Genomic DNA, 18,765 nt, shown 5'->3' with positions numbered 1-18,765 from the left:
GGCTGCTAAGGCAGCGGTATCAATATCTTGAAATCGGTTCGGCCCGGGACGCTGTCGCACTCGATCACGCCGTGATGCTGTTGTACGAAGGTTTGCGCAAGTGTCAGACCCAACCCGGTTCCGCCATCCCTGCCCGATACGAGCGGGTAGAAGATGCGATCCTTGATCGTGTCCGGCACACCCGGTCCATTGTCAATGACATGCAATTCCAGTGCCAGTCGATACCACTGTTTGTTGAAGATGACCTGACGCGCAATGCGGGTCTTGAAAGTAATCTGCGCATCGCCTGCGGCACGCCGCTCGGTCAGCGCCTGCGCCGCGTTGTGAACGATGTTGAGCGTGGCCTGGATCAGTTGCTCGCGGTCGCCACGAAACTCCGGAATCGAGACGTCGAAATCGCGCTCGATGTGCAGGTCGCGCGGAAACTCGGCGAGGATCACCGAGCGAACCCGCTCGCAGACCTCGTGGATGTTGACATCGCCCACAACGTGCGGGCGCCGATGCGGCGCCAGCAGCCGATCGACCAGCGTCTGCAGCCGGTCGGCCTCGTGGATGATCACCTGGGTGTATTCGATCAGGTCGCGCGACTCGACCTCCATCTGCAGCAACTGGGCGGCGCCGCGAATGCCGCCGAGCGGGTTCTTGATCTCGTGCGCGAGGTTGCGGATCAACTCCTTGTTGGCCTGCGCCTGGTCGAGCAGGCGCTCTTCCCGGTCTTGTCGAACCTGGCTCTCGAGCGGTGACATCTCGATGATCAGTTCGCCGCTCTTGTCGGTTTGTGCCAGCGTCACCTGTACCGGCATGAGCTCGTGGTTCACGCGCCGCAGGAACGCCTCATAGCGCAGCGTGGCGAAGTCGTGGCTGTGCGCGCCGTCGATGGCGGTGCGCAGCACCGCGGGCTCGTGAAAGCACGCGCCGAACTGCGAGCCTTCGAGCGTGCGGCGCGAAGTGCCGAGTGCGTCCTCGAGCGCCGCGTTGGCGAACAACACCGCGCCGTCGGTGCGCACCACGGCAATCAGCGTGGCGAGCAGGTCGAAAGGCTGAAAACGCTTGCTGGAGGCGGGGGCCTTGCCAAAGGCCATGGTTACTGGGAAGCGGCCGGCAGCCGGCCGATTTCGCGGCGAATGCCGGCGATGTCGCTTTCATTGCGCGCGATCTCGGCTTTCATTTCGGCCACGCGATCCAGGTACTTCTGGTAGTTGCGGCCTTCGCTGCCCTGCTTCTCCGGCTCGCCGTTGTTGAAATCCTTGAGCAGTTCGGCCTGGCGCGCTTCGGCCTTCTTGAGTTCGGACTGCAGCACCGAGCGGGCTTCGCCGTCCCGGGCGCGTTGGTCGACCCCCTCCACGCGCGGACTGCCCGGGGGCGCCTTGACCGCCGCGCCGCCTCCGCCGCTGGAAGGCGCCGTCGCGGCACGTGCCGAGCCCTGAACCACCGTGACGTTGCCGCCTTCCATGATCTTGCAGCCGCGCTTCTGCGCGTCGGTCGCGTTGTTGGTGTATTCGTTGCCGCAGCGCCAGACGCGCTCCTGCGCGAACGCCGGTGCGACGGCCAGCAGGGCCATTGGCAGCAAAAGAAAGGAAACGACAGTCTTCATGGTCTTGGAGGAAGTGCGCGGCAAAGTGCCATTTTCCTGCAATTCGATGCCGATGCCAGTCGCATGTTCCCGCCCAAAGAAAAAGGACGGCGCCAGGCCGTCCTTATTTGACGCGACGGGCCCTTTCAAGGGGCTGCCGCAGTCTCGCGCAACATTACAGCGAGTAGTACATGTCGAACTCGACCGGATGGGTCGCCATGCGAAAGCGCGTGACTTCCTGCATCTTGAGGTCGATGTAGGCGTCGATATACGAATCGGTGAACACGCCGCCCTTGGTCAGGAATGCACGATCCTTGTCGAGGTATTCCAGCGCCTGGTCGAGGCTGTGGCACACGGTCGGGATCAGCGCGTCTTCTTCCGGCGGCAGGTGGTACAGATCCTTGCTGGCGGCTTCGCCCGGATCGATCTTGTTCTCGACGCCGTCGAGGCCGGCCATCAGAAGCGCGGCGAAACCGAGGTACGGGTTCATCAGCGGATCGGGGAAGCGCGCCTCGACGCGGCGGCCCTTCGGGTTGGCCACGAACGGGATGCGGATCGAAGCCGAGCGGTTCTTGGCCGAGTAGGCCAGCTTCACCGGGGCTTCGAAGCCGGGCACCAGGCGCTTGTAGCTGTTGGTGCCGGGGTTCGTGATGGCGTTCAGCGCGCGGGCGTGCTTGATGATGCCGCCGATGTAGTGCAGCGCGAATTCCGAGAGGCCCGCATAGCCGTCACCGGCAAACAGGTTCTTGCCGTCCTTCCAGACCGACTGGTGCACGTGCATGCCGGAGCCGTTGTCGCCAACGATGGGCTTGGGCATGAAGGTGGCGGTCTTGCCGTAGGCATGGGCCACGTTGTGGATCACGTACTTCTGCAGCTGAACCCAGTCGGCGCGCTGGATCAGCGTGCTGAAACGGGTGCCCAGTTCCATCTGGCCGGCGTTCGCCACTTCATGGTGATGCACTTCGACCGGGATGCCGAGCGATTCGAGCACCAGGCACATTTCCGAGCGCATGTCCTGGAAGCTGTCGACCGGGGGCACCGGGAAGTAGCCGCCCTTGACGGCCGGGCGATGGCCGGTGTTGCCGTGTTCGTATTCCTTGTCGGTGTTCCACGAAGCTTCTTCGGAATCGATCTTCACGAAGCAGCCCGACATGTCGTTCTTCCAGCGCACGCTGTCGAACACGAAGAATTCGGGTTCCGGTCCGAAATAGGCGGTATCGCCCAGGCCCGAGGCTTTCATGTAGGCCTCGGCGCGCTTGGCCAGCGAACGCGGGTCGCGCTCATAGGCCTTGCCGTCCGACGGATCGATCACGTCGCAGGTCAGGATCAGCGTCGTTTCTTCGAAGAACGGGTCGATGTTTGCGGTGTTCGGGTCGGGCATGAGTTGCATGTCCGAAGCTTCAATGCCCTTCCAGCCAGCGATCGAGGAGCCGTCGAAGGCGTGACCGTCGGTGAACTTGCTTTCGTCGAAAGCGGAAACCGGCACGGTGACGTGCTGTTCCTTGCCACGGGTGTCAGTGAAACGGAAATCGACGAACTTGACCTCGCTTTCTTTCACGAGTTTGAGTACGTCGGCGACGGTCTTTGCCATCAAATTCTCCTTGTGGATGGTGGTTAGGAATGCGGGGGAAGCGAATGCAGTTTCTATGCCATTGCCAGGGTGCTGCGCACAGGCTTTAGCCCCCGCTCACAACCCAGAATGAACCAGTATTTACTCATTTTGGTGCATGGTAGTTCATCGCACCATTTCGGGGCCAAGTCGCGCATCGTAGCCGTGCAGGCCCTCGATCAGTTGCGTGTACGCGGCGTGGAGCCCCTCTGCAGGGCCCTTGACGCCCAGTTCGATGTGACGGCCATGCTCGGGATGATCCACGCTCGGGAGGCTGAACACCTTGACGCCGGGATGGGTGCGTTCGACGGCCTCCATCAGCGGCGTCAGCGTAGCCTCCATCGCGCCGTAGACGATCACCGACTTCTCGGCGCTCTGGCCGTGCGCAAACAGGTCGGTGTAGCGCGTGTCGAGTACCGCTTCGATCATCGGCCAGGCCATGACCGGGAAGCCAGGTACGAAGTGCACGTCACCCACGCTGAAGCCGGGAATCTTGTTGTAAGGGTTGCGGATGATCGTGGCGCCCTGCGGGAACACGCCCATGTTGAGGCGGTGGACGTTGTCAGGGCGATCGGCCTCGTAGGGCACCCCCTGCTCGCGCGCCGTGTCCTGCATGCGCTCGCGGATCAGCAACTCCGCTTCGGGGTGCAACGCCAGCGGTACACCGAGCGCCGCGGCGGCGCACTGCCGCGTGTGGTCGTCGGGCGTGGCACCGATGCCACCGGTCGAGAACACGATGTCGCCGGAGTCGAACGCGCGCTTGAGCGCAGCCGTGATGCGCGCGGGCTCGTCGCCCACGTACTCGGCCCAATCGAGCGACAGACCGCGCGCGGCGAGCATCTCGATGACCTTGGGCATGTGCTTGTCGAGCCGCTTGCCGGAGAGGATTTCGTCGCCCACGATGAGCATGCCGATCGCGCGTTTCATGGAGAACTCCATAGTGTTTCGACGGTGCGATCAGCCTCGAGCGCAGGCGTCGGATCGGCGGTCGCGAGCGCGGCGCGCTGCGCCCGCAACTGTGCCAGCGCGTCAAGACAATAGTGTGCAAACCAGAGGGCCGAGAACGCAAACACCAGCGTGTAGATCCAGATCGCAAGCGGAACGAGCACGAAGAACGCCGCGGCGAACAACAGGCCGGAGGCCCAGACGATGCTCGGCGCCGCGCCGAGGTAGCCGCACAGCACGCCGATTCCGAGCAACGGCAACCGGTGCGCGCGCAGCAGTGCGGCGCGCTCTTCAGGGCTGGCATGTTCGGCCAGCGCGTCGAAGCTCATCACGCGGTAGGTGAGCCAGCCCCAGATCAGCGGCGGCAGGATCAGCACCAGCGGTGGAATCAGCCACAGTGGCATCGAGACCACCAGCGCGACCAGCGCCAGCAGCGTGAGTCCCAGCGAGCGGGCCACGCTGCCGATAAAGGAAGCGCCCTTCTTCTGTTCCAGCGCCGGAAAGCGGCGCTCGCCGACCAGCCGCGTGAGCGCCGGCGCCATGAGGCCGGCCACGATCACCAGCGACACCACGACCAGCAGCGGCGTCGCCGCGATCACCACCACCAGCGGGGCGAGCATTGCTGTCACGTCGCCGGAGAACAGGCGGCCGATCCAGCCCCAGAAGCTGGAAAGCAGCGGCCAGGCGTCGAGCGCCTCCCGGGTCCAAGCCACCGTCGACGCCCAGAAGAAGTAACCGAACAGCGCCGCCAGCGCCAGCATGAGCCCGAGCGGCAGCAGCGACAGCAGCATCACGCGCGGTCGCAGGCAATAAGCCACCGCGCGCCAGAAGGAATCGAGAAGGAGGCGCATCGCTGCCGAGGATACGCTACGAATTCAGCGGCCCAGCATGCGCTGGAGCCCGGTCCACTGCTGGGCCCAGAAGCCGCGCCCGTAGTCGCGCACGCGGCCGGCGGCATCGGGCTCGACCTGATCGCGGATGCCGGTGGCGTCATACCGGTTCTCGAAGTTGCCGGTGCGAAACAGCATGTCCCACCACGGCAACAGCACGCCGAAGTTATGGCCGCCCAGCGTACGGGGGCCGGCCGACTCATGGCCCAGCCCGATGCTGTGGTGCAGCCGGTGGAAGCGCGGACTGATCCAGAGCCGCTCGCCGATGGCGCCGAACGACAGCCGAAGATTGGCATGCTGCAGGCTCTCGCTGAGCTGCGTGAACGCGACGATCGCGATGAACTGGCCCGGCGCAACGCCGATGAGCTGTGCGACCACCACGATGATCGTGTCGTGAAGCACGTCGTCGAGCAGGTGGTTGCGGTTGTCGCTCCACATCGTCATCTGGCGCTGCGAGTGGTGCAGCGAATGCAGCCCCCACCACCAGTTGAATTGGTGCTGGCCCCGGTGAATCAGGTACTCCACGAAGTCGAGCACGACCAGGTAGATGGCGAAGGCGATCCACGGCACGTCGGTCACGCCGGGCCAGAGTTCGTCCAGGTGCAGGCTGCCCCAACCCGCGCCGCGCAGCGAGCCCATCACCTCGTCGAACAGCGGATCGAGCGCGAAGAACATGCCCAGGCGGAACAACCCGAGCCGGTGGATCAGCGTGTAGAGGATGTCGGTGCGGATCGCGCGCCGGTCGCTCACCGGCTCCACCGGGCGCCAACGCTGCAGCGGCCCGATCAGCGCCAGCAGGATTGCGATCTGGATCAGGCCGACCAGCAGCCAACCGGTGGCATCGAACGCATCCTCTACCCAGCCGCCCAGTCCGACGGCGTAGACCAGCGGCTGCACCGCGGCTTCGAAGAGCCACTGCTGCACCGCAGCGAAGTGGTCGGTAAACCAGTCCATGTCAGGGATGCTTTGCGATCCAGTCGCGGTAGTCGGGGTGCTGGCGCAAGGTCTGGAAGCAGAAGCCCTTCTCCTTCAGGCCCACGATCAGCGGCTCGAGGTCGGCCGGCGCCCACGGATCCTTGCGCGACCAGATGCCGAGGTGCGCCAGCAGGATGTCGCCGGGCCGGATCCGGTCGAGCGCCTGCGCGAGCAGTTTCTCGTTGCTGAAGGTCTCGCTCGGCAACTCGTCGCCGAGGAAACCGGCCGGCGACCAGCCCACGTGCGCGTAGCCGCAGGCCTTGGCGGCGGCCACCAGCTTTGGCGATGTTCTGCCGCCGGGTGCGCGGAACAGCGGCAGCGGTTTCTTGCCCGTCACGAATTCGAGCCGGTCGGAGGCCTTGGCGATGTTCTCGCAATACTGCGCGGCGCTCCAGGTGAACTCGCGCCCAGCAAAGGCCCCGGCCGAAGGCTTCACCCGAAACCGCGGCTCGACGCTCTTCTCGTCGCCGCGCCAGTAGACGTGGTCGTAGGTGTGCGAACCGAACTCGTTGCCCTCGGCCGCCCGCGCCTTCCACCAGGCGGCCCAGTGGTTGTCGAGGCTGTCGCCGTCGGTCTGGGTGCGCTCGGCCGCGGCAAAGAAGGTAACGCGCACGTTCTGCCGCTTGAGCACGTCGGCCACCAGCGGGGCGACACCCATGTGGCCGGTGTCGAGTGTCAGGTAAACCGGTTTCTCGCAAGTGGCCTGGGCCAGCACAGCAGTGGGCACGACCAGAAACAAGCCCCAAAAAGCCGAGCGCAAGCGCGCAACCATGCGTGAGACACCGCGGAACCGGGTCCGCCGGGCCGCCGGTGTCGCCCCCGGCGAGGGGGTTGGCGAAGCGACACGCAGTGCGCGAAGCCTGGGGGAGCGCCTATCTCGATGCATGGTCGAGCGTCCAGACACCATGCGGCGAGCGGCCGACATTCACTTGCCGCACCACCTTGTGCGCAGCGAGGTCGACCACGCTGAGCTTCCTGGCCCAGCGCGACGTGACGAACAGGGTCTTGCCGTCGGCCGACACGTCCATGCAGTCGGGGCCGCCGGGCACCGGGTACTCGTCAATCACCTTCAGCGTCGCCAGGTCGATGCGGCTCACGCTGTTGGCCACGCGGTTGCTGATGAACACGGTCTTGCCGTCACCCGCGGCGCGGAACGCGTGCGCGCCCTTGCCGGTGGGAATCTTGCCGACCAGCTTGGGTTGCGCGCCGGCCACGTCGAACACCTGCACGCCGTCGCTGCCGGTGAGGCCGACGAGCAGGGTCTTGTCGCCATGGATGCCGAAGATGTCGGCCGGCATCGCGCCGGTCGGCATGCGCCAGCGGATGGTCTGCGTGGCGAGGTCGACCGCGATGAGTTCGTCGCTATCCTGCATCGTGACGTAGGCCACCGTGCTGGCGCGGTCGATCCAGATATGGCTCGGCGTCTTGCCGGTGGGGATGCGCTTGGCGAGCTTGAGCTCCTTGCCGTCCCAACGGTAGATGTCGACATGGTTGAGCCGGTTGGCGGCCGTGACGAACCACTTCATGTCGTGCGAGAACTGGAGCTGGTACGGGTCGATGATCCCGTACACCACGCGCTGCACTTCGGCCGTGCGCGGGTTCAGGAATGTCAGCGAATCGCCGGCCGAGTTGGCCACGATCACCGACTGCTCGTCCGGCGTCAGGTACAGGTGATGCGGCTCCTTGCCGGTCTGGATGCGCTGCTTTTCCGTCCAGCTGACGGGATCGATCACGCTCACAGTGGCATCGAGCGAATTGAGCACGAAGATCGGCGGCGGTTCGGCCGCGCCGGCATGCGACAGCAAAGAGGCGGCGGACAACAAAAAGGCCGCGATGCGGCCGCTGGGGAGAGCAGAAAAGCGCAAGGGGAGATTCCGGAAGAAGTCGTTCGATTTTAACGGTCGAGCCCGACCGTCGGCTGACCGGTCGGGCCTGTTTCAGCGGGCGCTGCGCAATGCCTCGACTTGTTCGGCGCTAAGCCAGCGCCATTGGCCGGGCGCCAGATCCTCGGGCAGCGCAAGCGCACCGATCGACGAGCGATGCAAGGCTTCGACCCGGTTGCCGACGGCTGCCACCATGCGCTTGACCTGGTGGTACTTGCCTTCGGTCAGGGTCAGCCGCAGGTGGAGTGGCGCCACCGCTTCGCAGGCTGCGGCAAGCACCGGTTTCGGGTCGTCGTCGAGCACCACGCCGGCGAGCAGTTTCTGCAGCTGGCTTTCGTCGAGCGGGTGCTTGACCGTGACCTCGTACACCTTGGGCACATGGTGCTTCGGCGACCCCATGCGGTGAATGAACTGGCCATCGTCGGTCAGCAGCAGCAGGCCAGTGGTGTCCTGGTCGAGCCGGCCGATGGCCTGCACGCCCTGCACCGCGCCCTTGTTGGGCCGCAGCCGCAACGGCGACGGCAGCAGCGTGTAGATGCTCGGCCAGGTGGAGGGCTTTTGCGAGCACTCGGTGCCGGCCGGCTTGTGCAGCATCAGGTAGGCCTTCTCGTGGTACGCCCACTCGGTGCCTTGCACCGTGAAGCGCAGCCCTTGGGCCGCCAAATCGACCGCAGAGTCCGCGACAACGGCGCCCGCGATGGTCACAAAGCCCTGTTGAATCAGCCCGGCGCAAACGCGCCGGGTGCCGAAGCCCTGGCTGTAGAGGATGTCCTGCAACAGCACCGGTTCAGTAGCCCAGCGATGGCGCACCGACGATGATCGCGGCCAGATGGTTGGACGGCTGCTGCACACCGAGGTTGTGGCCCCTCTCGGTCAAAAGCTTGCGCGCGTCGGATGTCCATTGGTATTTTTTCATTCAGACCTCTCCTCGGATTTCAACAATGGATCGATAGATCAGGCTGCCAGCAGGCCCTTGCGGCGCAAGTCCTTCAGAGCGAGCGCCACCTGTTGCCGCGTGAAGTCGCGCAGCGCGACCTCTTCGGTCAACAACTGATCGTCTTTGATGAAGCGCAGTCGCTCGGCGCGCGCTTCGCCGGCGAGATGCTCGGCCAGCGCCTCGTGTCCGTGGGCGCCATCGAGCAGCGGCAGCAGGCAGCGCTCGAGCGGCGACAACGCAACCTGCTCGTGCCACTGGTTGCAGGCGGTGGCAGTGGGGCCGGTGCTCAGCGCGAGACCCGGCGCGTGGCGCACCGCGTCGAGGGCGCGGGGCAACTCGGACACCTGCGCCGCGGCCTCGGCCGGGCTGCGCCGCAGCCGCACCGCGCCCAGTATCAGCAGTTCTTCGAGCATCGCCATCACGAAGGGCTCGACTGCGCTGCGCGGCTCACCCGTCCGGGCGGAGACCTCGGTGACCAGAGCATCGGGCAGCAGGGCCGCCGGATAGTGCTGATCCAGCACCTGGGCCACCGCCTTGTGCACCGGCAGGCGCAATGTGACCTTGAGATTGCGGATTGCGGTGCAAGGCTGCTCGGGCCCGTCGAGCGTAATCGGGGTGCCGTCGTCGGGCAGGAAAACGCCGGCATAGCCGAGCACGCGCAGCCGGGTCGGATCGAGCCGGTAACGGATCTCGCCAACACGCTCCTTTTTGACCAGCAGCGTCTGGCGGAAAGTGCGATTGACCAGAAAGTCAAGGTACTGCTCGATCATGATCTGGCTGCCGCCGCATTCGCGCAGCAACGGCTCGCGCACCTTCTCGCCGTAGTTCTGCACGAACATGGTCGAGGGCTCGGCATCGGACAGATAGGCCAGGCCATGCGCGCCCGCCCGCTCGACGAATTCCTTGAAATAGCAGGGCGCGTTGCAGGGCTCGAGGAACTCGTGCAGCAGGTAGGAGCTGTTCGCATTCCGGACGATCGGCATCGTTTCCTCGAGCGTTTTCTTCAGCACGCTGTCGGGACGGGCCGACTGTTCGAGAAATTCGAGCATGCCGCGCGCGTACGAAAGCTTCTCGTCGGGTTCGTCGCGCGGGCCGCCGCGCAGGATCATCGCGTCGCGCACGATCTCGCGCGCCTTCCAGCCCGGGTAAACGTTGTAGCTGACATAGGCCACGCCGTTCGGGGCCAGGTTTTCCGAGCAGACGCGCAGGATCGCGTCCTGCACTGCCGGCGGCACCCAGCTGTAGACGCCGTGGCAGACGATGTAGTCGAACTGGCCGAACGATGCATCGATGTCGGCGATGTTGAAAGCGCGCAGTTCGACATTGCCGAGCTTCGTGTGCGCGATCGCTGCCACGCCCTGCGCCACCTGTACCGGCGACAGGTCGATGCCCAGCGCGCTGGCGCCAGGATGCCGTGCCGCAAACGGGAGCAGGTTGCCTCCCGCGGCGCAGCCCAGCTCAAGCACCCGAGCCTGTGCGGGCGGCGTGGCATCGAGACCGAACAGGTAGGCCAGCGATTCCAGATGCTCTGCGGCAGTCTGCGGAAAGGGATGCGAGTCGTACGGAACCGTGTCGTAGTAGCTCGTGATCGCAGAGGTCAGGGTGTCCGGCATGTTGTTTTCCTGGGGGCGCAAGACCGGCCGCATGGCGAGCCTTCAGCGGCACTGACTATAGCCACGAATCGCGCGGCCCCAAAAACAAGGCCCGGCCGTCGCAAAACGGCCGGGCCTGTCCGGTGGTTGGTGGAGCTGGGGGGATTTGAACCCCCGTCCGCAAGCCTTCTTCGCGCAGATCTACATGCTTAGCGATCTGATTTGAGTCTCGCTCCCGGAGTCGCGCAGTCGCACGCTAAACCGGACGCCAGCACCCTATTTTCTCACCCCGACCCAAGGTACCCGGATCGGAGCCAGCCCATGTAATTATCTTTGCAGCCGGGAGGTGTCAGATTGCTCTGTCACCCCCTTGCCCAGCCCATCGGCCTGCTGTTGCAAAGCTCACTGGCAATTAAGCAGCGAGTGCGAAACGTTCGTCGTTTGCAGTTAGTTTGTTTGAATCTGTTTTACGAGCGCATTCAGCTCGACATGCCCCGCTGCGATTCCGAACCCACGTCGAAACCAGTGCAGCCCCAAGATTCACATTTTAGGCCTGCTTCAGCATTTGCAAGAGTTCCAGTGGCGATGCGATGGCTGCATGGGCATTCCAGAGGGTGGCGTCGGCCTGGTCGCCCATGTAGCCGTAGGTCGCCGCGACCGTCTGCATGCCGGCCGCGCGCCCGGCAACGATGTCGCGCTCGTCGTCCCCCACATACATGCAGCGCCCGGGGGCAACGCCAAGCCGGCGCGCCGCCTCCAGCAGCGGCTCCGGATGCGGCTTGGAAAACGGCGTGGTGTCGCCACTCACGATGGCGCCGGCGCTCGCGAACAGCGGCATGGCCCGTGTGAGCGGGTCGGTAAAGCGGGCCGCCTTGTTGGTCACCACGCCCCAGCTCAGTCCCTGGGCACGCAGCGCGTCCACCAGCTCCGGTATGCCGTCGAACACGGGGGTTCCCGTGAGCATGCGGGTTTCATAGTTCACATAGAACTCTTCGCGCAGAGCATCGAACTCCGTCGCCTCGGGGGTGATGCCGAAGGCAACGCCAAGCATGCCACGCGCGCCTGCGCCGGCCAGTGGCCGGTACAACGCCTGCGGCAAGGAAGGCATGCCACGGTCGGTGCGCATCTTGTCGGCCGCGGCACCGAGTTCGGGCGCGCTGTCGACCAGCGTGCCATCGAGATCGAACAGCACGGCCAGGATGTCGTGCCGCTGCTTCACGGGGAGGCTGCCGGCCGTTGCGTCGCGAACATGTAGTTCACGCTGGTGTCGTCGTTGAGCCAGTAGCGCCGCGTCACCGGGTTGTGCTGCAAACCCTTGGTCTGCCGCAGTTCCAGCCCGGCACTCCGGCAATAGGCAGCAAGTTCGCTCGGCCGAATCAGCTTCTGGTACTCGTGCGTTCCTCGCGGCAGCATGCCGAGCACGTACTCGGCGCCGACGATCGCGAGCATGAACGCCTTGAAATTGCGATGAATGGTCGAGAAGAACACCCAGCCGCCCGGTTTGACCAACGTGGCGCAGGCTTGAACAACCGATGCAGGCTGCGGCACATGCTCGAGCATTTCCATGCAGGTGACCACGTCGAAGCTGCCCGGCTGCTCGGCTGCCAGCGCCTCGACACTGACCTCGCGGTACTTGACGCCGCGCGTGCCGGCTTCGAGCGCATGCAGTTGAGCCACCTTGAGCGCCTTGTCGGCCAGGTCGATGCCCAGCACATCGGCACCTTTTCGCGCCAGGGCATCGGCCAGGATGCCGCCGCCGCAACCGACATCGAGCGCACGCTGACCTGCTATCGGCGAAATGCCGTCAAGCCAGTCGAGCCGCAACGGATTGATTTCATGCAATGGCCGGAATTCGCTGTCCATATCCCACCAGCGATGGGCCAGTTCCGAAAATTTGGCCAACTCCGCGGGGTCGGCATTCAAGTTATTTGTCATCGAATGATTATGAAGCGGACATAAAAAAACCCCGCCGTAGCGGGGTTCCTTAAGAATCCTTTCGGATTACTTAGTTGGCGCGGGTACCGACAACTTCGATTTCCACGCGACGGTTCTTGGCGCGGCCTTCCTTGGTGCGGTTGTCCGCAACAGGTTGCTTCTCGCCCTTGCCTTCGGTGTACACGCGGTTGCGTTCGATGCCCTTGGAGACCAGGTAGGCCTTGACGGCTTCTGCACGGCGAACCGACAGGCGCTGGTTGTAAGCGTCCGAGCCAATCGAGTCGGTATGGCCGACGGCGATGATGACTTCGAGGTTCACGCCCTTGATCTTCGAGACCAGATCGTCGAGCTTCGCACGGCCTTCAGGCTTCAGAACCGACTTGTCGAAGTCGAAGAAGGCGTCAGCAGCGAAGGTAACCTTCGATGCAGCAACTGCGGGGCCAGCGGCCGGCGGAACCACTGCGGCCGGGGCGGCGGCGGGGGTCACTGCGGGTGCGGGGACGATCGCGCCGTCGCAACCGACGGCTGCGGTAGCAGGCGTCCAGTTGGCATTGCGCCAGCACAGTTCATTGGTGCCGTTTTTCCAGACGAGTTCGCCGGTGCCGTTTTGCCAGTTGTCGATCGTAGGACCGCCATTTGCTGCGGTGACACGGGTCTGCGCGCCGGCGGCAGTGGCGAGCGCAGCGACTGCAAACATCATCGCCACTTTATTCAGTTTCTTCATGGTTCTCCTCTTGGGGAAAAAGCCGCAGCCGCGCTGCGAATCAAGGACGCTTTAAGTGACCACCACCCAAAACGTTGAGGCGATTGTGCCATAGGGTCTTTGGCAAACAGGCCGCAGCGCCCCCCGGAATCGTAGGACGGAGGCGGAATAGCCGCCTTGTGTTGCGGCGTTGCGACACCCCTCACGGCGTAAAATTTCGCCTCCTTGCTGTCTGCGTGCCGCTCATGACCTCGTTCGCCAAAGAAACCCTGCCCATCAGTCTCGAAGAGGAGATGCGCCGCAGTTACCTCGACTACGCCATGAGCGTGATCGTCGGTCGCGCCCTACCGGACGCCCGGGACGGCCTCAAACCGGTGCATCGGCGCGTGCTGTACGGCATGCACGAGCAAAACAACGATTGGAACCGGGCGTTCCGAAAGAGCGCGCGGATCGTGGGCGACGTGATGGGTAAATATCACCCGCATGGCGACAGCGCGATTTACGACACGATCGTCCGGATGGCGCAGCCCTTTTCGCTGCGCCATATGCTGGTCGATGGCCAAGGCAACTTCGGCTCTGTCGACGGCGACAACGCGGCGGCCATGCGCTATACGGAAATCCGGCTGACCAAGATCGCCCATGAGTTGCTGGCGGATATCGACAAGGAAACGGTTGATTACGGCCCCAATTACGATGGTTCCGAGCAGGAGCCGCTTGTCCTGCCCGCGCGATTTCCCAACCTGCTGATCAATGGTTCGGCCGGGATCGCCGTCGGGATGGCGACCAACATTCCGCCCCACAACCTCAACGAAGTGGTGGACGCCTGCCTGCATCTGCTGCGACAGCCGGAAGCTTCGCTCGACGAACTGATGGAAATCGTCCCGGCGCCCGACTTCCCCACCGGCGGCATCATCTACGGCATCAACGGCATCAAGGACGGTTACCGCACTGGCCGCGGCAAGGTGATCATGCGCGCGAAGTGCCACTTCGAAGACATCGACCGTGGCCAGCGGCAGGCGATCATCGTCGACGAGCTGCCCTACCAGGTCAACAAGAAGACGCTGCAGGAGCGCATGGCCGAGCTGGTGCACGAGAAGAAGATAGAGGGCATCAGCCACATCCAGGACGAGTCCGACAAGTCCGGCATGCGCCTGGTGATCGAGCTCAAGCGCGGCGAAGTGCCCGAGGTGGTGCTGAACAACCTCTACAAGCAGACGCAGTTGCAGGACACCTTCGGCATCAACATGGTGGCGCTGGTCGACGGCCAGCCGAAGCTCTGCAATCTGAAAGACCTGATCCAGGTCTTCCTGCAGCACCGCCGTGAAGTGGTGACGCGCCGCACGGTGTTCACGCTGCGCAAGGCGCGCGAACGCGGCCATGTGCTGGAAGGCCTGGCGGTGGCGCTTGCCAACATCGACGACTTCATCGCGATCATCCGCAACGCCCCGACGCCGCCGGTGGCCAAGACCGACCTGATGGCTCGCCGCTGGGACAGCAAGCTGGTGCGCGAGATGCTCACCCGTACCCGTGCCGATGGCGGTGTGGTCAATGCCGACGACTACCGCCCTGACGGCCTCGAAGCCGATTTCGGCATGGGCAACGACGGCCTCTACCGGCTGTCGGAAACGCAAGCGCAGGAAATCCTGCAAATGCGCCTGCAGCGCCTGACCGGCCTGGAGCAGGACAAGATCGTCGTCGAATACAAGGAAGTGATGTCCGAGATCGAGGATCTGCTCGACATCCTGGCCAAGCCGGAGCGCGTGTCGGTCATCATCGGCGATGAACTGGGCACGATCAAACAGGAGTTCGGCCAGACCAAGCTGGGCGCGCGCCGCAGCCAGGTCGAGCACAGCGCCTACGACCTCTCCACCGAAGACCTGATCACGCCGACCGACATGGTCGTGACGCTCTCGCACAGCGGTTACATCAAGAGCCAGCCGCTCGGCGAATACCGAGCCCAGAAGCGCGGCGGCCGCGGCAAGCAGGCCACGGCGACCAAGGAAGACGACTGGATCGACCAGCTCTTCATCGCCAATACGCACGACTACATCCTGTGCTTCTCGAACCGGGGCCGGCTCTACTGGCTAAAGGTCTGGGAGGTTCCGGCGGGCTCGCGCGGCTCGCGCGGCCGCCCGATCGTCAACATGTTCCCGCTGCAGGAAGGCGAGAAAATCAACGTGGTGCTGGCCCTGACCGGCGAGAAACGCACCTTCCCGGCCGACCAGTTCGTATTCATGGCCACGTCGATGGGCACGGTCAAGAAGACCACGCTCGACGAGTTCAGCAACCCGCGCAAGGCCGGCATCATCGCGGTCGATCTTGATCCGGGCGACTATCTGATCGGCGCCGCACTGACCGACGGCACGCACGACGTGATGCTGTTCTCCGATGGTGGCAAGGCCGTTCGCTTTGACGAGAACGATGTGCGGCCGATGGGCCGCAATGCACGCGGGGTGCGCGGCATGATGCTGGAAGATGGCCAGGGCGTGATTGCCATGCTCGTGGCCGAAGACGAACAGCAGAGCGTACTGACGGCCACGGAAAATGGTTACGGCAAACGTACAAGCATTACCGAATACACGCGTCATGGCCGCGGAACCAAAGGCATGATTGCCATTCAACAGAGTGAGCGCAACGGAAAGGTCGTTGCGGCCACGCTGGTGCATTCGGACGATGAGATCATGCTCATCACCGACAAGGGTGTGCTGGTGCGCACCCGGGTCGCCGAAATCCGTGAGCTGGGCCGCGCCACCCAAGGCGTGACTTTGATCGGCCTCGACGAAGGCGCCAAGCTCAGCGGGCTGCAGCGCATCGTCGAGAACGACGCCAACGGCGATATCGAATCCACTCCTGAACCTGAAGACAATCCAACATCCTGAACGGAAAAAACTGAATGAAGAAAACCATCAAGCTCGCACTCGTCGCTGCCGCCCTGGCCACCAGCTCCATCGGCTGGGCACAGGACGGCAAGGCCGCCCTCGTCAAGCAACTCATCGACCTGCAACGCCCTGGCATCGAAGTGCTGGCCCGCAGCCTCGTGGAAGATTCGAGCGCGCCGATCGCCCAGGCCGGCTCCGGCTACCTGCAATCGCAAGTGCCGGCCGAAAAGCGCGAAGCTGCTGCCAAGGCGGCCGACGCCGAGCTCAAGAAGTATTTCGACGAGGCCTACCCGATCCTGCGCGACAAGGCCATGACGCTGGCACCGACCACGCTCGGCCCGGTCATGACCGACAACTTCAGCGAAGACGAACTGCGCCAGCTCATCGCATGGCTCAGCTCGCCGCTGCGCAAGAAGTATGACGAGCTCAACCCGAAGATGGGTGAGGCGCTGACGAAGCAGCTGGTGGCAGAAACCAAGCCGACCATCGAACCCAAGTTGCGCGCGCTCGACGCGTCCGTCGCCAAGGCCCTCGGCGCGCCGACCGGCGCACAGGGCAAGGCACCGGCCGCCGCGCCTGCCAAAGCACCCGCCAAGAAGTGATGCCCGCGCCGGGCACGCGGCGGCCTTACAACTTCTCCGCCGGCCCGGCCGCAATGCCGGAGGCAGTGCTGCGCCGTGCCGCCGCCGAAATGCTTGACTGGCAGGGCAGCGGCATGAGCGTGATGGAAATGAGCCATCGCGGCAAAGAGTTCGGCGTCATTCTTGCGCAGGCCGAAAGCGACCTGCGGACCCTGCTCGCGGTTCCCGACCACTTCCACATCCTGTTCATGCAGGGCGGCGGACTGGGCGAGAACGCGATTGTTCCGTTGAACCTGTCGCGTGGCGGCGCGGCCGATTTCGTGATCACGGGCAGCTGGAGCATCAAGTCGCACAAGGAAGCGCAGCGCTACTGCGCCGCGCGCATCGCCGCGAGCAATGCGGCCGACGGCCATCTCAGCCTGCCCGATCCGGCCGGCTGGCAGATCGGCGCGGATGCTGCCTATGTGCACCTGTGCAGCAACGAGACCATCAACGGCATCGAGTTCCAGCAGTTGCCCGACCTTGCCGCACTTGGCAGCAAAGCGCCGCTGGTGATCGATTTTTCGTCGCACGTGGCCTCGCGCCCGGTCGACTGGGCGCGCGTTGGCCTGGCTTTCGGCGGTGCCCAGAAAAACCTCGGGCCGGCCGGACTCACGATTGTGGTCGTGCGCGACGACCTGCTGGGGCACGCCCTGGAGATCTGCCCGAGCGCATTCAATTACAAGATCGTGGCGGACAACCGGTCGATGTACAACACGCCGCCGACCTGGGGCATCTATGTGGCCGGGCTCACCTTCCAGTGGCTGCGCGAGCAGACCGAAGGTGCGCTGACGGGCGTGGAAGCCATGGCGCAGCGCAACACCGTCAAGGCGCGGCTGCTGTACGACTTCATCGACGGCTCGGGTTTCTACCTCAACAAGGTGGCCGCAAATTGCCGCTCCCGCATGAACGTGCCCTTCTTCCTGGCCGACGAAAGCCGCAACGACGCATTCCTGGCCGGCGCTCGCGCAGCGGACTTGCTGCAACTCAAGGGCCACAAGTCCGTGGGTGGCATGCGTGCCAGCATCTACAACGCGATGCCGCTCGAGGGCGTGCAGGCATTGGTGAACTACATGCGAGAATTTGAACGATCGCATGCCTGACACCGCACCGCCCTCCCCCACACCGCCCCCCGAAGCCTCTGCCAGTCTTGCCGAACTGCGCGTGCAGATCGACGCGCTCGACCAGCAACTGCTCGGGCTCCTGAATCGGCGCGCCCACGTGGCGGAGCTGGTGGGCGAGATCAAGAAGCGCGAGGGCACGCCCTTCTTCCGTCCGGATCGCGTGGCGCAGGTGATCGACAAGATGGAGCGCAGCAACCCCGGGCCACTCAAGGCCCCGCATGTGTCGGCCATCTGGCGCGAGATCATGTCGGCCTGCCTGGCGCTCGAATCGCCGCAACGCGTCGCGGTGCTCGGCCCCGAAGGCACATTCTGCGAACAGGCCGCGGTCGAATACTTCGGCGGCGCGGCCGACCTGGCCTATTGCGCGAGTTTCGACGAGGTGTTCCACGCCACCGCCAGCGGCAGCGCCCAGTACGGCGTGGTCGGCGTCGAGAACTCGAACGAGGGCGTGGTGACGCGCTCGCTCGACATGTTCCTGCATTCGCCGGCGCATGTGGTCGGCGAGGTCAGCCTGCTGGTGCGCCACAACCTGCTGCGAACCACCAACTCGCTTGCCGGCATCGAAGCCGTGCTGGCCCATCCGCAGGCGCTGGCCCAGTGCCAGACGTGGCTGTCCAAGCATCTGCCCGAGGTGGAGCGGCGTGCAGTGTCCAGCAATGCCGAAGGCGCCCGTCTGGCCGCTTCCAACCCGGCCTGGGCCGGCTTGGCCAGCGAGCGCGCCGCAACGCGTTTTGGCCTGCACATCGTGGCCCACGCGATCCAGGACGACGCCTACAACCGCACCCGCTTCGCGATCATCTGCCTGCCGCAGACGCTGGCCATGCCGCCCGCCTCCGGCCGCGACTGCACCAGCCTGATCGTTTCGGTGCCGAACCGTCCGGGCGCAGTGCACGATTTGCTGGTGCCGCTCAAGAATCATGGCGTTTCGATGACGCGGTTCGAGTCGCGGCCCGCGCGTACCGGCCAGTGGGAGTACTACTTCTACATCGACCTCGATGGACACCCCTCACAGCCCCACGTGGCGGCCGCCCTGGCCGAATTGCGTGCGCTGTGCGCCTTCTACAAGGTGCTGGGTGCCTATCCCGTGACCGCCTGATCGC

The 18,765-nt window shown here is 64.6% G+C and carries 18 protein-coding genes and 1 other RNA gene; 4 read left to right on the top strand and 15 right to left on the bottom strand.

Features of this window, described 5'->3' with window-relative positions; genetic code table 11:
- Positions 1-5 precede the first annotated feature (5 nt).
- The 15 genes from glnL to ompA form a co-directional block, all read right to left on the bottom strand.
- Positions 6-1,082 carry a nitrogen regulation protein NR(II) gene (gene glnL, locus ACSFA8_RS03735; RefSeq protein ID WP_435478162.1) on the bottom strand — a complete coding sequence of 359 codons (1,077 nt, stop codon included), beginning with the start codon at positions 1,080-1,082 and terminating at the stop codon, positions 6-8.
- A 2-nt stretch (positions 1,083-1,084) separates the two neighbouring features.
- Complete coding sequence (locus ACSFA8_RS03730; RefSeq protein WP_435478161.1) at positions 1,085-1,594, bottom strand: hypothetical protein; 510 nt, start codon at positions 1,592-1,594, stop codon at positions 1,085-1,087.
- A gap of 154 nt (positions 1,595-1,748) precedes the next feature.
- A complete protein-coding gene (gene glnA / locus ACSFA8_RS03725) occupies positions 1,749-3,164 on the bottom strand; it encodes a type I glutamate--ammonia ligase (protein ID WP_286545824.1) in 1,416 nt (471 codons plus the stop codon).
- A gap of 144 nt (positions 3,165-3,308) precedes the next feature.
- On the bottom strand, positions 3,309-4,109 hold the full coding sequence (locus ACSFA8_RS03720; RefSeq protein ID WP_435478160.1) for a competence/damage-inducible protein A: 801 nt from the start codon (positions 4,107-4,109) through the stop codon (positions 3,309-3,311).
- Positions 4,106-4,978 carry an EI24 domain-containing protein gene (locus ACSFA8_RS03715; protein WP_435478159.1) on the bottom strand — a complete coding sequence of 291 codons (873 nt, stop codon included), beginning with the start codon at positions 4,976-4,978 and terminating at the stop codon, positions 4,106-4,108. Before ACSFA8_RS03715 ends, ACSFA8_RS03720 begins: the two co-directional genes overlap by 4 nt.
- Positions 4,979-5,002: 24 nt before the next feature.
- Entirely contained in the window at positions 5,003-5,971 is a 969-nt protein-coding gene (locus ACSFA8_RS03710; protein WP_435478158.1) for a sterol desaturase family protein, read from the bottom strand.
- A gap of 1 nt (position 5,972) precedes the next feature.
- Complete coding sequence (locus ACSFA8_RS03705; protein ID WP_435478157.1) at positions 5,973-6,764, bottom strand: polysaccharide deacetylase family protein; 792 nt, start codon at positions 6,762-6,764, stop codon at positions 5,973-5,975.
- A 100-nt stretch (positions 6,765-6,864) separates the two neighbouring features.
- Positions 6,865-7,857: a YncE family protein gene (locus tag ACSFA8_RS03700; RefSeq protein WP_435478156.1), complete on the bottom strand. Its 993-nt coding sequence runs from the start codon at positions 7,855-7,857 to the stop codon at positions 6,865-6,867.
- A 72-nt stretch (positions 7,858-7,929) separates the two neighbouring features.
- Positions 7,930-8,658, bottom strand: a complete 729-nt coding sequence (locus ACSFA8_RS03695; RefSeq protein ID WP_435478155.1) for a pseudouridine synthase — start codon at positions 8,656-8,658, stop codon at positions 7,930-7,932.
- A gap of 4 nt (positions 8,659-8,662) precedes the next feature.
- Positions 8,663-8,791 (bottom strand): hypothetical protein, encoded by a 129-nt coding sequence (locus ACSFA8_RS03690; RefSeq protein ID WP_435478154.1) that lies wholly within the window; start codon positions 8,789-8,791, stop codon positions 8,663-8,665.
- A gap of 38 nt (positions 8,792-8,829) precedes the next feature.
- Positions 8,830-10,425, bottom strand: coding sequence for a methyltransferase regulatory domain-containing protein (locus ACSFA8_RS03685; protein WP_435478153.1), 1,596 nt, complete (start codon positions 10,423-10,425; stop codon positions 8,830-8,832).
- A 127-nt stretch (positions 10,426-10,552) separates the two neighbouring features.
- Positions 10,553-10,939, bottom strand: a transfer-messenger RNA (tmRNA) gene (gene ssrA / locus ACSFA8_RS03680).
- A 12-nt stretch (positions 10,940-10,951) separates the two neighbouring features.
- Complete coding sequence (locus tag ACSFA8_RS03675; protein ID WP_435478152.1) at positions 10,952-11,623, bottom strand: HAD-IA family hydrolase; 672 nt, start codon at positions 11,621-11,623, stop codon at positions 10,952-10,954.
- Positions 11,620-12,339, bottom strand: coding sequence for a bifunctional 2-polyprenyl-6-hydroxyphenol methylase/3-demethylubiquinol 3-O-methyltransferase UbiG (ubiG, locus tag ACSFA8_RS03670; RefSeq protein WP_435478151.1), 720 nt, complete (start codon positions 12,337-12,339; stop codon positions 11,620-11,622). Before ubiG ends, ACSFA8_RS03675 begins: the two co-directional genes overlap by 4 nt.
- Before the next feature lie 70 nt (positions 12,340-12,409).
- Positions 12,410-13,063 carry an outer membrane protein OmpA gene (gene ompA, locus ACSFA8_RS03665; RefSeq protein ID WP_435478150.1) on the bottom strand — a complete coding sequence of 218 codons (654 nt, stop codon included), beginning with the start codon at positions 13,061-13,063 and terminating at the stop codon, positions 12,410-12,412.
- A gap of 224 nt (positions 13,064-13,287) precedes the next feature.
- Between ompA and gyrA the strand changes: the two genes are divergently transcribed.
- Genes gyrA through pheA form a run of 4 tightly spaced genes read left to right on the top strand, consistent with a single transcriptional unit; the run spans position 13,288 to position 18,761 of the window.
- Positions 13,288-15,921, top strand: coding sequence for a DNA gyrase subunit A (gyrA, locus tag ACSFA8_RS03660; RefSeq protein WP_435478149.1), 2,634 nt, complete (start codon positions 13,288-13,290; stop codon positions 15,919-15,921).
- 14 nt (positions 15,922-15,935) lie between these two features.
- Positions 15,936-16,523 (top strand): DUF2059 domain-containing protein, encoded by a 588-nt coding sequence (locus ACSFA8_RS03655; protein WP_435478148.1) that lies wholly within the window; start codon positions 15,936-15,938, stop codon positions 16,521-16,523.
- A complete protein-coding gene (gene serC / locus ACSFA8_RS03650) occupies positions 16,523-17,644 on the top strand; it encodes a 3-phosphoserine/phosphohydroxythreonine transaminase (protein WP_435478147.1) in 1,122 nt (373 codons plus the stop codon). Before ACSFA8_RS03655 ends, serC begins: the two co-directional genes overlap by 1 nt.
- Positions 17,637-18,761, top strand: coding sequence for a prephenate dehydratase (gene pheA / locus ACSFA8_RS03645; RefSeq protein WP_435478146.1), 1,125 nt, complete (start codon positions 17,637-17,639; stop codon positions 18,759-18,761). The genes serC and pheA overlap by 8 nt, the downstream gene beginning before the upstream one ends.
- Positions 18,762-18,765 lie beyond the last annotated feature (4 nt).

It is taken from the genome of Variovorax nitratireducens (assembly GCF_051216545.1).
In the GTDB taxonomy this organism is placed as follows: domain Bacteria; phylum Pseudomonadota; class Gammaproteobacteria; order Burkholderiales; family Burkholderiaceae_C; genus Variovorax.
Note: the sequence above shows the minus strand (reverse complement) of the source record. Positions and strands in the feature narration are given on the sequence as shown.